Here is a 14,648-nt window from a genome sequence, read left to right as displayed (position 1 = left end):
ATAGTAGAACAGTGTCAGGCTATCAATCGACCATGACGGAACGAAGACACGTGCCGTGGCACTGGCCGCACCTGCTGTTGCTGGCCGCCCTGCCGGTGATGGCGACCGCGGCGCTGCGACTGCAGTGGCCAGCGGCATCGGCCCTGGCGGGCTGGCTGGTGGTCAACGTGGCGGTGCTGGGCCTGGCCGAGCGCTGGCGGCCGTTCCGCACCGACTGGCAGGCGACGCCGCGGCATGTACGGCGCGACGGCACGGTGTGGACGCTGAACGTGCTGACCGACGCCGTCGCCGCGGCCGCCCTGACGGCACTGGTGGTGGTCCACCTGCCGGGCGACAGCGCCTGGCCCTTGGCCGCCCAGGTTCTGGCCGGGGTGTTGGCGGCCGAATTCGCTGCGTACTGGATGCACCGCTGGAGCCATGCGGGTCGCTGGTGGTGGCGCGTCCACCTGCTCCACCATCGGCCGGATCGCCTGAACGTGGCCAACGCACTCACCGCGCACCCGGTCAACGCCGTGTACGACAAGCTGGTGCGGGTCTTGCCACTGATGTGGCTGGGTCTGTCGTCCGAGGCCATGCTGATCGTCGCGCTGTTCGGAATGACCCAATCGTTGGCCGTACATGCGAATGTCGCCGGAACGCTCGGCTCGTTCGACCGGTTGGTCGGCAGTGCGGAACTGCATCGCCTGCATCACAGCACGCGCCCGGACGAGGCCGGCAACTTCGGCACGGCGCTGCCGCTGTGGGACCAGGTGTTCGGGACATATCGCCGCGGCAACGCGCCGGCCCGCGTGGGCGTATTCGACCCGTCGCGCTATCCCGACGAGTGGCGACTCGGCGCCCTGCTGGCCTGGCCCTTCCTCAAGCACGCGCCATGGCGGCGTCGCACGGGTCTGCCGCGGTGCTGCCGCGGCGCACGCCCGGCCTGATGTCCACGATCCGACACGCATGAAGAACCCCATGAACGAAGCCACCCTGCCGAACGTAGCGGCCGACGCCCTCGACATCCCCGATGCCGCCCGGCTCGACACCGGCGACGCGACGCATCCGCCGCGCATCCTGATCCTCTACGGCTCGCTGCGTCCGCAGTCCTTCAGTCGCAAGCTGGCCCTGGAAGCCGAGCGCCTGCTGCAGCACTTCGGCGCGGAGACGCGCGTGTTCGCTCCCGACGACCTGCCGCTGCTGGACAGCGCGGGCAAGGACCATCCCAAGGTGCAGGAGTTGCGCGCGCTCTCGGAGTGGTCCGAGGGGCAGGTGTGGGTCAGCCCGGAACGGCATGGCACCGTCACCGCCGTCTTCAAGAACCAGATCGACTGGTTGCCGCTGGAAGAAGGCGGCGTGCGCCCCACACAAGGCCGCACGTTGGCCGTCATGCAGGTCTGCGGCGGCTCGCAGTCGTTCAACGTGGTCAACACACTGCGTGTGCTGGGCCGCTGGATGCGGATGGTGACCATCCCGAACCAGTCCTCCGTGCCGAAGGCCTGGCAGGAGTTCGACGAGCAGGGACGGATGAAGCCGTCGTCCTACTACGACCGCGTCGTCGATGTCATGGAAGAACTGGTGAAGTTCACCCTCATGGTGCGCGGTCACAGCGCCTATCTGACCAGTCGCTACAGCGAGCGCAAAGAAGATCTGGCTGCCCGCTCGCTTGCGTCGTCATCTGGTGCGGTCGATTAGGGATGCCGCCGCCACGCAGCGATAGTCACTGCGCGAGGAAAAATCGGCTGTAGCGCCACGGATGTCTGGTTCGCGGCTGGCGCCGCCGCGCCAGCTTGAGCGTTGTACTGCATTGCAATAGACTTTTGCCATCTTCAAAACGACCCGCCTTCCGCGATGACGCCACCCTGACCCAGAGACGTTGATGTCTGCCGCCGCCTCTGCCGCGGCCCAAGGGTCAGTCCTTTTTCATCCGGTCGTACGCGCCGTTCTGGCGCCGGAGATATTCCATGTCTGTCAACTACCCCCTGCGCGAGCAGTGGTTCGGGAATGTCCGTGCCGACATCCTGTCCGGCATCCTCGTTGCGCTGGCCCTCATTCCCGAGGCCATCGCGTTTTCCCTCATCGCTGGCGTCGATCCCAAGGTCGGCCTGTACGCATCGTTCTGCATCGCCGTTATCACCGCCATCGCAGGTGGTCGTCCCGGCATGATTTCCGCCGCCACCGGCGCCATGGCGCTGCTGATGGTCGACCTGGTAAAGGACCACGGTTTGCAGTATCTGTTCGCCGCCACCATCCTGGCGGGCGTGCTGCAGCTGCTGGCCGCCGCGTTCCGCCTCAACACGCTGATGCGCTTCGTGTCGCGCTCGGTGGTGATCGGTTTCGTCAACGCGCTGGCCATCCTGATCTTCCTGGCGCAGTTGCCTGAACTGGTCGGCATGCCGTGGACCGTGTACGCGGTTTGCGCAGTCGGCCTTGCGATCATCTACCTGCTGCCGCTGATCACCAAGGCGGTGCCATCGCCACTGGTGGCCATCGTGGTGCTGACCCTTGTCTGCCTGTGGCTGGGCCTGGACATCCGTACTGTCGGCGACATGGGCGCGTTGCCGGACAGCCTGCCGGTATTCCTGTTCCCCGATGTTCCGTGGACGCTGGACACGCTGAAGATCCTGCTGCCGGTCTCGGCCACGCTCGCCGTGGTGGGCCTGCTGGAGTCGCTGATGACGGCACAGATCGTCGAGGACATGACCGATACGCCCACGAACCGCCGCCGCGAGTGTGCGGGCCAGGGCGCGGCCAATATCGTCACCGGCTTCTTCGGCGGGATGGCGGGTTGCGCGATGATCGGGCAGTCGGTGATCAACGTGTCATCCGGTGGGCGAGGCCGCCTGTCGTGCCTGGTGGCCGGCGTGGTGCTGCTGTTGCTGGTGGTCTACGCGTCTGGCTGGGTTTCCCAGATCCCGATGGCCGCGCTTGTCGCAGTGATGATCATGGTCAGTATCGGCACCTTCCACTGGAAGAGCTTCGCCGAACTGAAGACGCATCCGCGCACGGCCAACCTGATCATGATCGGGACTGTCATCGTGACCGTGGCGACTCACGATCTGGCGAAGGGCGTGCTGACGGGAGTGCTGCTGGCGGCGCTGTCGTTCACGCGGCGCGTCAGCGCCATGCTGCAGGTCGACGACGAGGCGCAGGACGATGGGACGCGCATCTACAAGGTCCGAGGACAGGTGTTCTTCGCCTCGGCTGTGCAGTTCGCCAACAGCTTCGATTACGTGCACGCCGGCAAAAAGGTTGTCATCGACCTGGATGACGCCCACTTCTGGGACACCAGCGCGGTGGCTGCATTGGATCGCGTGGTGCTCAAACTTCGCCGCCACGGCGCGGAGGTGGAGGTGGTCGGCCTTAACCACGCCAGTGAATCGCTGGTGGAAAGACTGAATACGCACCGTGGTGGCGGCGAGCTCACGACGCCCAATCACTGACGACGGAGTGCGTCCTGGATGTCAGCGTCGGGTCGGAAGCCGACTACGCTTGCCGGCCCACACCGACACGGGAGTCCCCTGACAGGAGACTCCCGTGTCCATTCGGATCCGGCCACAGCTTGGCAAGAACGTCCGAGATCTGGCTCTCTTCAACCTGGCGATTGATGCAAAGCTCCGGGGATGCGATCTCGTCGGCTTGTGACTGCGTGATGTATCCCATGGCTCGGCGATTGCGAAGCCGGCAATCGTGCTGCAGCGGAAGACTGATCGGCCGGTGCAGTTCGAGCTAACGGACTTAATCCGAACTTCGGTTGCGGGCCGAGCCGAGTACGTGTGACCTCTATCGACCAGACAGTACGCTCGTAAAGTCTCATCGTGGGTCACCGCCATTGTTCTCGATCGACGCCGCTACGGTACGCACAGCATGCGCGGGACGAAGGCATCTCCGATACATCGACGCACGAAAAATCCGCGAGCCGTCCAGATCCTTCTGGGCCACACCAAGCTCGAGCGCACGGTACGGTACCTGGCAATCGAAGTTGAGGGCGCGCTGGAGATGGCCGAGCAAACGGAGGCCCAGCCAGCAAGCAGGCCTCGATCGGCCTTCGCGCTAGGCCCCGAGGCCGCTTCCGACCCGAAGCCGGCGTCGGCCCAGACAGGCGCCTATCGACGCGTGGAAGCGACAGGCACGGCTCGGCTGAAGGGTCGGGCGGCCCTATGTGGGTTGGCGCCGGCTCGACCGCTCAAGCCAACCCGCCTCGAGGATGTGCCCACCCGCAGGTTCTCTCCTGATGGTGGCCGGTTGGCGGACGCGCTTTGACATGACTTCCTGCATATTTATCGTTATACGATATGCGACGTATCGTTTAACAACATTTCGCATGGAGTCCTCCGTGAACCGCATGCCCGCTCGAGCTTTGGCTGTCACCCGACCGATCATCCTCGGACTTACCGTCCTCAACCTGCTTTATCTCGCCTCAATCGCCTGCCTGTTTTGTGCCAGCTTCTTCATTGGGGGCTGGCCCTGGAAGCCGCTTGGCTTTGATCTCGCCACCATGCATCCGCAAGCGCCGCTGGGCATGCGGGCGATCATGCTCATCGGGATCGTTGGCGCGGCAATCGTCCACACCATCCTGCGACGCGTGTTGGCGATCGTCGATAGCGTGCGCGGCGGCGACGCCTTCATACTTCCGAACGCGCAGCGACTGAACGTGATCGCCTGGAGCGTGCTGGCCATCGAACTGCTCCGGCTGGCCGTACTTGCCATCACCAAGCTGGCCTCGATACCCGGGACTATGGACGGATTCTCACCGACGCCCTGGCTGGCGGTACTGCTCCTTTTCGTGCTGTCCGGCGTGTTCTCGCATGGGGCACGCATGCGTATGGACCTCGAAGGGACGATCTGACATGGCCATAGTCGTGCGCCTCGACGAACTCCTGCACGCGCGCCGAATGACGCTCACGGAGCTTGCCTCACGTGTCGACATTACGTTGGCGAACCTGTCGATCCTGAAGACCGGGAAGGCCAAGGCGATTCGTTTCTCAACACTGGAGGCAATCTGCTCGGCGTTGGATTGCCAGCCAGGCGAGTTGCTCGCGCATGATCCCTCACTAACCTCGGACGAGTGATCCAGAGCGGCCGTGTCCCGCCAATCATCGTCGCGCCCTCTCTCAACGAGACCAACTCATGCTTCGATCCCTGTTTGCCGCGCTTGCGGCGACGTTAGCCCTTGCTTTGCCCGCAGTCGCCGGTACCCCTGTCGCAGCCCCGACCGCTTTCCTCTCGCAGGCTGACTGCCTTGAAGCGACGCCGGACTACGCGAGTTGGCTGGACTCGACCTCGCGGAGCATCGACGGCAAGCCTGTGTCCAAGGCGCTGCTGCAGTCCCTGGTACCTGCCACCGTGTTTTCGTTCGCCCGCGCTGCGTTCGATTGCCGCATTGTTTCGTACGCGAGCGATGGACACATCGTTTCCGGCTACGTGATCCGGCCCCGGTTGACCGAAGCAGTTGGAAAACTTCCGCTCCTGGTCTACAACCGTGGCGGCAACGGCGACTACGGCAAGCTGGACTCGTTGCAGGTGTTCCTGAAGCTGCTGCCTCTGGCGAAGGCGGGTTTCACGGTGGTGGCCAGTCAGTATCGCGACGCGGACGAGTTCGGGGGCAAGGACGTCGATGACGTCATGCATCTGATCGACCTTTCACTGGCACTGCCGGAGGTGGATGGGGACAGGATCTTCCTGCTGGGCCAGAGCCGGGGCGCGATGATGAGCTACCTGGTGGCGCGTCGACGTGGGGACATCACCGCGATTGCCACGATTGGAGGCGTCTCGGACCTGCGCGCCGGACTCGCGTGGCGGCCGGAAATGGAACGCGTGTATCGCGCCCGAATTCCCGACTACGACAGCAACAAACAGGCAGCCCTCGACGCGCGCTCTGCACGATACTGGGCGGAGCACCTGCCCGCGGACATGCCGGTGCTCCTCCTGCATGGCGAGTTGGATGACCGTGTCAATGTAGAGGATGCGCGCGCCATGGCAGCTCGCCTGCAGCAGCTTGGTCGTCCTCACAAGCTGCTGGTCTACCCCGGCGACAATCATGGTTTGCACACAAACTGGCGCAGCGCTCGTGCCGAGATACTGGATTGGTTCAAGAGTACGGGCGGCCTCAAGGTGGACGGGAACTGATCCCGTCGCCCGTGCCGGTGTAGGGCCCGACGCTCGTGGCAATGTCTGCTTCCGGCAGCGGATTCATACGATCGACGCACCACACAACTAACTGCATCGTCAGCCGGCGTGGTGCGGGTGAATACAGGAAGAGAATCTACTACGCGGAACCCGGAAGGCACTGATGTGGGACCGTCGGCAGCAGGGCGAGTCCCTGCACCAGATCGCGACCTTGTTGGATCCGCAGCACAGCGCAGTGCGGAACATCCGGGCCGGCCACGCTGGCAGTCGCTGAACACCAGGTCGGACCGCCAGCCTTCAGGCCGCGCCAGCTATCCCGCGCGGCAAGCGACGGTCCGCCTGGTCCACGTGCTCAAAAGTCGAGCCGTGCTGCCACCGACACTGGCACCGATACGCGCTTTCCCGTGTCGTTGATCGAACCCAGGCCCAGTCCGCCTATCGCACTGTCATCGCCCTCCAGGTCGTCGATGTAGCGAACGCCGGCTTGCGCCGTGATGCTGAAGCGCTCGCTGACGGACATCAGCACGCCCACGTCTATCCCCGTGCTGACGGCCCACTTCTTCTCCGTGAACGCTGCATCCTCGATGGTGATCGCAGCATCGGGAATTTCGAAGGTGGCGCGGATGTCATCGGTTTCGGTCGCACCCAGTCGAGCGGCCAGGAACGGCCTGACGCGGTTGCCGTCGCGAAAGAAGTGCCGGTAACCCACCTCCCACGTGTAAGCGTCATATCCCGAGAATCGGCCGAAGACGTCGAGCTCGGTCGCGAGTGCCGGCACATAGGCGGCGCCGACGCGCACGCGCCCATCGTCGGCGCTGGTTTCTCTCGCCTGGAGGAACACTTCGCTGCGGTCGCTCAGGCCGTAGCCCAGTTCCAGGCCCCACGACTGGGCAGTGCCGTAGATCTGCTCGTGCGTACGGGAGCGAATGCGCAACTCCGCGCTGACGCCTGCCAGCGCGGGATTCAGGGGGCCGAGGTCCGGCACGGGTGCAACGGCGCCCGAGTGGACATCGCCGCTGACCGGCCTGTCGGCACCACCGAACACCGCCATCGAGAATTTCCCCTGCTCGGGACCGGCGGCGAACGCCGGACCTGCCGCCATCAGCAAGGCAGCGCCAAGAAGTTTGATCTGCATGTGTCTCTCCCACCAGAACGATGACGCCTACCCGCTGTAGGCACGTGCTCTACGCACACGTGACGCATACGGATTCAACGGGGTGACGTGCGTAAGCGCCCTTTCGGACGTCATCACGCCGCATCCACGTTGCTGTACGCGCACGCCGCTTGTCGCCGGTGCCGCGTTTGGGTAGGGCAATCGCATCCGATACGCATGTGTCGGCGTATGTCTCACGCCAGACGTCGCGCGCCGTCTGTACTGCACATCGCAGCGATCGCCGTTCCGCGCGCGCCGGTGTTGAAGGTTCTTCCCTGAGTACTTACCTCACAGGACATACGATCATGACCACGCTTCGAATCTGGTGCTGCAGTCTGGCTGCGGCTGCGCTCATCCCCCTCTCCGCCAGCGCGGCGCCCACCGTCAATACACTGGGCGGCGATACCCGCGTGCAACTGTCCGCCGATCTGGTGGGCGCGCTCGCGTCGCTCGGCGTATCGGTGCGCGCGAGCTACCCCGCCCGACTGCGAGGCACGCAGGCGTCCTTTCCCATCCCCGGGGGCGAACTCGATCTCGGCACCCTGAAGGGTGAAGTGGATCATGCCGGCGGATTGACGCTGCGCGCCGGCGGCACCGAGGTCAACCTGAGCAGCTACACCATCGATACCACCGGTGCCGCACCCGTGCTCACCGGGCTGGTGAAGGTCAACGACAGCGTATTCGCACGCCTCCCGCTGTTCGACATCGCCCTGGTGGGCGCGCCGGTGGTGCGCGGTCGCCACGCCCGTGCCGGATCGGTGCAGCTCGACGACGTACAGCTCACGCTCAATGCCGACGCGGCCGAGGCGCTGAATGCGGTCTTCAACGTCGATGCGTTCAAGGCAGGCCTGCGGGTCGGAACGGCACGGCTCCAGACCTACTTCTACGAGCCGGCACCTTGAGTCGTCAACGCTCGGCAACGCCCGGGAGCGTGCGACGCTCCTGGACGCCTATGGAGGACACAGGCATGGCGGCAGCGCTATCGCGCTCCGCAGACGGCGCGCGATGGCCACGGTTGCTCATCAACGTGGCAGGCAATCAGGCCGTCTGGTTCATCGCGGTGGTCGCTGCGTCATACGGCCGTGCGTGGCCGGGCGTGCTCGCGGCGGCGGTGTTTGTTGGCGGTCACGTGCTCGCCGCAACCCGTCCGCGTGTGGAGCTGAAACTGGTGGCCGCGGCGCTGGCGTGTGGACTGGTGGTGGACGGCATCGCGGCGTCCCAAGGTTGGCTCCGCTACGCAGCGCCGCTTTCCGTCGGGAGGGCGCTGTCGCCCGCGTGGATACTGGCGTTGTGGGCATCGCTCGCGGTCACACTCAACATCGCGATGCGCAGTGTGCAGCGGCGACTGTGGCTCGGCGCGCTCGTCGGAGGGATCGGCGCACCGCTGGCCTACCTGGCTGCGGAGCGAGGGTGGGGTGCGGTGCACTTCGCGGATCCCGCGTGGAAGGGCATCGCGTGGCTCGCCCTCGCGTGGGCGATGGCGCTGCCGGGTCTGCTGTGGGCCGCCAACACATGGAGCGCAGCCGACGCAGCACGGCGCCACGCATACGGTGCTTCTGACAGCATGCCGTCGGCGTGAGGCATCGCCTTTATCCTCGAGAGTGGCAGCTGGCGTCCTGACGCGACCGTCACCCGGGGCCACCGAATCTGGGAACGCAATGGAGACAGACATGACGCGTAGTCGACAGGTGTGGGGGCTGGTGGGATGGGTGCTGGCGTGTTACGCCACCGCAGCCGTGGGGGCGCTCGCGTCCGTGGAGGCGAGCACGTTCTACGCTTCGCTGGCGCGGCCTGCGTGGGCGCCACCGGCATGGCTCTTTGGTCCGGTGTGGACCGCCCTGTACGGCATGATGGCGCTCGCGGCCTGGCTGGTCTGGCGAACCGGAGGTTGGGCACACCACCGGGCTGCGCTGACCTGCTTCGTGGTCCAACTCCTCGTCAACGCGTTGTGGAGCTGGCTGTTCTTCGGCTGGAAGCAGGGCGCGTTCGCCTTCGCGGACATCGTGGTGCTGTGGTTCCTCGTTGCGTCGACGATCGGCCTGTTCTGGAAGATCAGGACCGTGGCAGGAGCGCTGATGGTGCCCTATCTGCTCTGGATTACCTTCGCCGCTGCATTGAACTATGCCGTCTGGCAGGCCAACGGCGCGGTACTGGGAGGCTGAGGGCCCGAGATGGAGTGGTCTCGACAAGGCTGTGCCACCGCGCCGAAAGGTCCACGTTCTGCGTGAGTCGTCCGAGTGCCGATCCGCAGTGCCACGCGCGACGTGCATCGCGTCGCATCGCCCGATGACATTCGCGATGGTGGCCGGCGGGCGCAACGAGGCCTTGCGTCGTCGTCATCTGGGACGCGCTTCACGCGGAAAACACGCAGCAAAAACAGTCTCTTCACGCCACCTCGACATGGGCCAACGGCCGCTAAAGGCGTGTCATGACTTTGTCAAAAAGCCCGCTATATTCCGGTTCCCCCAGACGAAGGAGGATTGAAATGTTTTTGATCAAACAACACCCGGCGATGGCGCGCATGCTGGTCGTGGCGATCGTCGCCACCGCGGGCCTGAGCGGTTGCGCTACCTACGACGACGAATTCGCAGGCATCAACTCGCGCCTCGATCAGCTCGACACCAAGGTGCAGGGCGCCGCCCAGAGCGCCGAATCGGCGAACCAGTCCGCACAGCAGGCCAACCAGCGCCTGGACCAGATCGAAGGTCGCGTGCAGCGGCTCGAGACGGCACCGCGTCGCGTGCCGCGCGGCTGATCGCGCTTGCGCGATCCGTGACACGTGAATCCGGGACCCGGTGGCCGTTACTGGCCACCGGGTCTCCCGGTTGACCCGATTCCTGTTCCGAGGAGTTGCATCATTCGTACCTGCCTACATCCCGCGGTCCGGGCCACGTGTGGCGCGCTGGCATTGACGCTGGCGTTCGCGAGTTTCGCTGCGGCTGCTGCCGAACCTGCCACCAAGGAAGCGCCAAGCAGCAGTCCCGACCAGCTTCCGCCAGGCCAGGACGTGTCCGACACGGTGATCGAGCTTGCGGGCTGGGTCGTCGGCAGCAAGGACAACCAGGGCTATCCGTTCGTCATCATGGACAAGGCCGCTGCGCAGATCCTGGTGTTCGGCGGCGATGGTCGGCTCCGCGGCGCGGCCCCCGGGCTGTTCGGCTCAGCAGTCGGCGACCACACGGCGCCCGGCGTTGCCGGCCTTGCGCTGCGCGAGATTCCCGGCCGCGATCGCACGACGCCTGCAGGTCGCTTCGTCGGCGGTTACGGTCCCTCGATCGACGCGGGCCGCGTGCTGTGGGTGGACTACGATTCCGCGGTCTCCATCCATCCGACCGCGACCGGCGTTCCGGCGGAAAAGCGTGTCGAGCGCCTGGCATCGCCCACGCCCGACGACAACCGCATCACGCATGGCTGCATCAATGTCGCGCCCGAGTTCTACGAGCAGATCCTGAAACCCACGTTCGAGAAGGGCGGGGTGTTCTACATCCTGCCGGAGAAGGATTCGATCGCGGAGGCCTTGCCTGACTTCGCGCAGAGTCGCGCAACGGCGGAAGGCAGCGGCGGAAAGCGCGGACGCCCTGGCCGCAAGTGACGAGCACATCGCGCTCCAGTCGGTGCCGTACGACCGGACACTGAGCGCGTTCTCCGTGCTTCAGGACAGAAGCCCCGCATGGCGGGGCTTCCTGCGTTACGCGATGCCGGCGGTCCGTCCCGCCTTGAGGTCGCACCGATGTGCGATCAGGTGGTCCAGGCTGGCGGCACCGGGGCCGGCGAACAGCAGCCAGATGAAGACAGCGACGTACAGCACTTCGTCCAGTTCCGCGAACTCGTCCAGCGTCGAGATGCCGGGCAGCACCACCACGGCCAGCGCCACCAGCATGTTGAAGATCATCGGCAGCATCGCCACGCGGGTGGCCAGGCCGAGCAGGATCAGTGCACCGCCGACGAGTTCGGTGGCGGCGCAGACGGTCGCGCTCAACGCCGGCCACGGAATGCCCCACTCGACGAAACGCTCGGTGAAGAACGCCAGGTTGTGCAGCTTGGCCCAGCCGGTCTCCAGCCAGAAGTAGCCGAACACCAGCCGCAGCAGCAGCGGGCCGATCCAGGCGTGGTCGTCGAGGAAGGCGAGCGCACGGGCGTGCAGGGCAGGGGTGTGCATGGGAGGTCTCCGTAAGGTCAGGGTGTGGTGCGCAGGCCGGTCAGCAGGCCATCGGTCAACCAGCGCCTGAGCAGGCCGGCAGCGCGCAGCGCCGGCATGTCGCCGGGCAGGCGCGCACACCAGTCGGCGAACCGCACGCCGCGCGCGACCGCCGCGAGCGCCATCGCCTCGTCGCGCGGCAGGCGACGCCAGTGCACGTCGAAGTCGTGCCGCCACAGCAGCCAGGCGGTGGCGTGCCCGTGGTGCAGTGCCGGCAGCACGGCATCGCCGGCATGCGCATCGAGCAGGGCGACCGCATTGCTGCGCAGGCGCAGACGGCGAACGGCCGGATGCAGGGACCAGCGCAGTGCGGGCCAGGCGTCGGGCGACAGCGTGGCCAGTGCGTCGACGGTGGCGAGCGGCGCGTCCGCGGCGTCGAACACCTCGCCCTGCGTCCATTCGAGTCGCGCCAGATCGGCCTGCGCGGGCGTGTCTGGCGCGTGGTCCGCCAGCCACCGCGGGAAGCGTGCACCGAGGTGGCGCACCGACGGATGCCGCGACGGATGCGCATGCAGGTACGCCTCCGCCAGGGCATCGAAACGGTCGTGTCCCAGCGCAGCGCGCAGGACGGGATAGTCGTGGCCCAGCACCTCGATCAGTCGCCACCGGTAGCCGTTGGCGTAGAGGTCCAGCCGGATCGTGCGCTCGCCGTCGCCGCGCGCGGCGATCGCGGGCGCGCTGCCGGCGTCGCGATGCAGCAGCCATGCCGCGAACGCCTGCTGGGTGCCCGCGAGCGGCATCGTCGCGTTCATGCCGCGCGCTCCATCGCGGCCACCGTCCCGGCCGCGACGCGGCGTGCGGTATCCAGTTCCGCCAGCAACACGTCCAGCGGCGGAACGTGGTCGTCGCGTTCGATCATCGCCGGCACCGCGCCGAACCGGCGCACGGCCTCGCGGTAGAGCTGCCACACGCCGTCCGGCACCGGCGTGTCGTGGGTATCGATCAGCAGGCCGCTGCCGCGTGCGTCGAGCGTGTGGCCGGCGAGGTGGATCTGGCGGATCGCGTGGCGCGGCAGGCGGTCGAGGAAGGCGACCGCGTCGAAGCCATGGTTGTGCGCGTTGACGAAGACGTTGTTGACGTCGAGCAGCAGACCACAGCCGCTTTCGGCCACCACGGCGGACAGGAACTGCGCTTCGTCCAGCGTGTCGCCGGCGAAGCGCAGGTAGCTGGAGACGTTCTCCAGCACCAGCGGCACGCCGAGCGCGTCCTGCACCTGGCGCACGCGCGCGGCGACATGCCGCACGGTGTCGTCGTTCTGCGGCAGCGGCAGCAGGTCGTGGAACTGGACGCCGCCGTGGCGGGTCCAGCACAGGTGGTCGGACACGATGCGTGGACGCGCGTGGCGGACCAGTCCGCGCAGCGCACGCAGGTAGTCGCGGTCCAGCGGATCGCTCCCGCCGATGTCAAGCGACACGCCATGCAGCGCCACCGGCCAGCGTTCGATCATCCGGTCGAGCATCCACCGCGGCCGTCCGCCGGCCACCAGGTAGTTCTCGCTGAGGACCTCCAGCCAGTCGACGTGCGCCGTGCCCGCCAGCAAGGCGTCGTAATGCTGCGGGCGCAGGCCCAGGCCGAAGCCGTGCAACGGCGTGCTCATGGCGTGGCGCTCCGCGGCGTCAGCTGTTGGCCTTCTTCGCCTCGGGTGCCTTCTTCTGCGGCTTGGGCGCTTCGAACTTGCCGCCCGCGGTCTTGCAGCCATCGGCGGTGGACTCGGTGAAGCCATGGCCCTTGCACGCGTTCTGGCCCTTGCAGGCATTGGACGCGCTCTTGCAGGCGCCCTGGCCCTTGCAGGCGTTGGCGCCGACGCAGTGGCCGACCTTGGCGGAACCGGCTTCGGCGGCCTGCGCCATCGGTGCGCCGAGGAACAGGGCAGCGGCCGCGACCGCGACGGACAGGCCGGAGAGCTTGGTGGTGTTCATGGTGGATCCTCGTTGGGGTTGGGAAGGGCGCCGCGGTGCAGCCGTACGACGCCCTGCCATTCCACCGATCCATTGCGCCCACCACCATTCCCGTGCGTTCCCGCGATATGCCCCATCGTCCGGCGCTCGGCCGTCGCGGACGCCTGCGCATGAACGCCCGGACGCACGGGCATGGTGGGCACCGGCACGCTGGCCTACGATGGCGGCATGGATGCTGCGTCCGCCCTGGCCGAAGACGACGATCGCGACGCGGTGCTGGAGACGGTGCTGGGCGCGTACCGCATGCGCGTGGAGATCACCGCCGACGTGCGCTACTGCGGCACCTGGTACGACAGCGAGCCCGCCACCCACCACGGGCAGTTCCACCTGCTCACCCAGGGGCAGTGCTGGATCAGCGGCGAAGCGCTGGAGACGCCGGTGCTGCTGCAGCCCGGCGACCTGATCGTGTTTCCGTCCGGCGTGCGCCACGTGCTGTCGTCGTCGGCCGATCCGCACCTGCCGGACACGGCCGATGGCGGCGACACCAGCATGCTGTGCGGGGAGCTGGAGTTCATCACCGGCTCGCACAACCCGATCTTCGCGGCCCTGCCGCGCTGGTTCGTGATCCGCGGGCAGGACAGCAGCGCCGGTTTCCGCCAGCTCGCGCAGATGCTGGCCGAAACCAGCCGCGAGCGGCGCTGGGGACGCCAGCTGGTGCAGAACAAGCTGGCCGACTCGCTGTTCACCATGGCGGTGTGCGAATACGTGCGCCAGGCCGAACAGCCGCGCGGCCTGCTCGCCGCGCTCACCGATGCACGGCTGTCGCGCGCGCTGTCGGCGATCCACGCGCGTCCCGGCGAGGACTGGACGATCCAGTCGATGGCGCAGGAAGCCGGCATGTCGCGCACCGCGTTCGCCGAACTGTTCACCGCCACGGTCGGCACCCCGCCGATCCAGTACCTGGCGCACTGGCGGGCGACGGAAGCGAAGCGCCTGCTCAAGAACCGGCGCTTCTCGGTGGCCGCGATCGCCGAAATGCTCGGCTACAGCAGCGAAGCGGCCTTCCGTCGCTTCTTCAAGCGGGTGGAAGGCATCGGGCCGGGCAGTGCGCGCAAGCGGCAGGGGTAGGCGGGGGGCGTGTCTGCCAGGTGTGGTGGATGGTCTCGGTGGCGGGTCTGCTTCCGGCCAGAAGCGGACATCCACTAAATTTTCAGCTGAGTGGTTCGCGCAGGTATGACACCGGACTCGCGACGTAGCATAGAGCGAGGCATTGCGCGGCCTAGCTGCCATA

At 66.6% G+C, this 14,648-nt stretch carries 17 protein-coding genes; 12 read left to right on the top strand and 5 right to left on the bottom strand.

Going from position 1 to position 14,648, the window contains the following annotated elements; translation table 11 throughout:
- The first annotated feature begins 32 nt into the window (after nt 1-32).
- The 6 genes from AC04MD_RS12680 (at nt 33) to AC04MD_RS12655 (ending at nt 6,108) form a co-directional block, all read left to right on the top strand.
- Nucleotides 33-926, top strand: coding sequence for a sterol desaturase family protein (locus AC04MD_RS12680; RefSeq protein ID WP_475497611.1), 894 nt, complete (start codon nt 33-35; stop codon nt 924-926).
- A gap of 31 nt (nt 927-957) precedes the next feature.
- On the top strand, nt 958-1,674 hold the full coding sequence (arsH, locus tag AC04MD_RS12675; RefSeq protein WP_475497610.1) for an arsenical resistance protein ArsH: 717 nt from the start codon (nt 958-960) through the stop codon (nt 1,672-1,674).
- Nucleotides 1,675-1,943: 269 nt separating this feature from the next.
- Entirely contained in the window at nt 1,944-3,422 is a 1,479-nt protein-coding gene (locus AC04MD_RS12670; RefSeq protein ID WP_475497609.1) for a SulP family inorganic anion transporter, read from the top strand.
- A gap of 902 nt (nt 3,423-4,324) precedes the next feature.
- Nucleotides 4,325-4,828, top strand: a complete 504-nt coding sequence (locus tag AC04MD_RS12665) for a DUF2975 domain-containing protein (RefSeq protein ID WP_475497708.1) — start codon at nt 4,325-4,327, stop codon at nt 4,826-4,828.
- A 1-nt stretch (nt 4,829) separates the two neighbouring features.
- Complete coding sequence (locus tag AC04MD_RS12660) at nt 4,830-5,051, top strand: helix-turn-helix domain-containing protein (RefSeq protein ID WP_475497608.1); 222 nt, start codon at nt 4,830-4,832, stop codon at nt 5,049-5,051.
- Nucleotides 5,052-5,109: 58 nt separating this feature from the next.
- Nucleotides 5,110-6,108 (top strand): alpha/beta hydrolase family protein, encoded by a 999-nt coding sequence (locus AC04MD_RS12655; RefSeq protein ID WP_475497607.1) that lies wholly within the window; start codon nt 5,110-5,112, stop codon nt 6,106-6,108.
- Nucleotides 6,109-6,460: 352 nt separating this feature from the next.
- Here AC04MD_RS12655 and AC04MD_RS12650 read toward each other — a convergent pair whose 3' ends face one another.
- Nucleotides 6,461-7,243, bottom strand: coding sequence for a hypothetical protein (locus AC04MD_RS12650; protein WP_475497606.1), 783 nt, complete (start codon nt 7,241-7,243; stop codon nt 6,461-6,463).
- A 323-nt stretch (nt 7,244-7,566) separates the two neighbouring features.
- Here AC04MD_RS12650 and AC04MD_RS12645 point away from each other — a divergent pair, with 323 nt between their 5' ends.
- The 5 genes from AC04MD_RS12645 (at nt 7,567) to AC04MD_RS12625 (ending at nt 10,853) form a co-directional block, all read left to right on the top strand.
- Complete coding sequence (locus AC04MD_RS12645) at nt 7,567-8,163, top strand: hypothetical protein (RefSeq protein WP_475497605.1); 597 nt, start codon at nt 7,567-7,569, stop codon at nt 8,161-8,163.
- Nucleotides 8,164-8,228: 65 nt separating this feature from the next.
- Nucleotides 8,229-8,840, top strand: a complete 612-nt coding sequence (locus tag AC04MD_RS12640) for a DUF2878 domain-containing protein (protein ID WP_475497604.1) — start codon at nt 8,229-8,231, stop codon at nt 8,838-8,840.
- Between the two features lie 91 nt (nt 8,841-8,931).
- Nucleotides 8,932-9,423, top strand: a complete 492-nt coding sequence (locus AC04MD_RS12635; RefSeq protein ID WP_475497603.1) for a TspO/MBR family protein — start codon at nt 8,932-8,934, stop codon at nt 9,421-9,423.
- 323 nt (nt 9,424-9,746) lie between these two features.
- Nucleotides 9,747-10,016, top strand: a complete 270-nt coding sequence (locus AC04MD_RS12630) for a hypothetical protein (RefSeq protein WP_475497602.1) — start codon at nt 9,747-9,749, stop codon at nt 10,014-10,016.
- A 153-nt stretch (nt 10,017-10,169) separates the two neighbouring features.
- Nucleotides 10,170-10,853 carry a hypothetical protein gene (locus tag AC04MD_RS12625; RefSeq protein ID WP_475497601.1) on the top strand — a complete coding sequence of 228 codons (684 nt, stop codon included), beginning with the start codon at nt 10,170-10,172 and terminating at the stop codon, nt 10,851-10,853.
- Between the two features lie 96 nt (nt 10,854-10,949).
- On the opposite strand, the gene AC04MD_RS12620 is transcribed toward AC04MD_RS12625, so the two are convergent.
- From AC04MD_RS12620 to bufA2, 4 genes are read right to left on the bottom strand one after another with little or no spacing between them, the layout of a single operon-like run.
- The gene (locus AC04MD_RS12620) at nt 10,950-11,420 is read right to left on the bottom strand and encodes a DoxX family protein (RefSeq protein WP_475497600.1); all 471 of its coding nucleotides are present in this window, start codon (nt 11,418-11,420) and stop codon (nt 10,950-10,952) included.
- Nucleotides 11,421-11,437: 17 nt separating this feature from the next.
- Nucleotides 11,438-12,211 carry an HvfC/BufC N-terminal domain-containing protein gene (locus AC04MD_RS12615; protein ID WP_475497599.1) on the bottom strand — a complete coding sequence of 258 codons (774 nt, stop codon included), beginning with the start codon at nt 12,209-12,211 and terminating at the stop codon, nt 11,438-11,440.
- Nucleotides 12,208-13,056, bottom strand: a complete 849-nt coding sequence (gene bufB / locus AC04MD_RS12610; protein ID WP_475497598.1) for an MNIO family bufferin maturase — start codon at nt 13,054-13,056, stop codon at nt 12,208-12,210. The genes AC04MD_RS12615 and bufB overlap by 4 nt, the downstream gene beginning before the upstream one ends.
- Nucleotides 13,057-13,075: 19 nt before the next feature.
- Nucleotides 13,076-13,378 carry a BufA2 family periplasmic bufferin-type metallophore gene (bufA2, locus tag AC04MD_RS12605; RefSeq protein ID WP_475497597.1) on the bottom strand — a complete coding sequence of 101 codons (303 nt, stop codon included), beginning with the start codon at nt 13,376-13,378 and terminating at the stop codon, nt 13,076-13,078.
- A gap of 171 nt (nt 13,379-13,549) precedes the next feature.
- Between bufA2 and AC04MD_RS12600 the strand changes: the two genes are divergently transcribed.
- Entirely contained in the window at nt 13,550-14,485 is a 936-nt protein-coding gene (locus tag AC04MD_RS12600; protein ID WP_475497596.1) for an AraC family transcriptional regulator, read from the top strand.
- The last annotated feature ends 163 nt before the right edge of the window (nt 14,486-14,648 follow it).

The organism is Pseudoxanthomonas sp. LjRoot206 (assembly GCF_056175725.1).
Note: the sequence above shows the minus strand (reverse complement) of the source record. Positions and strands in the feature narration are given on the sequence as shown.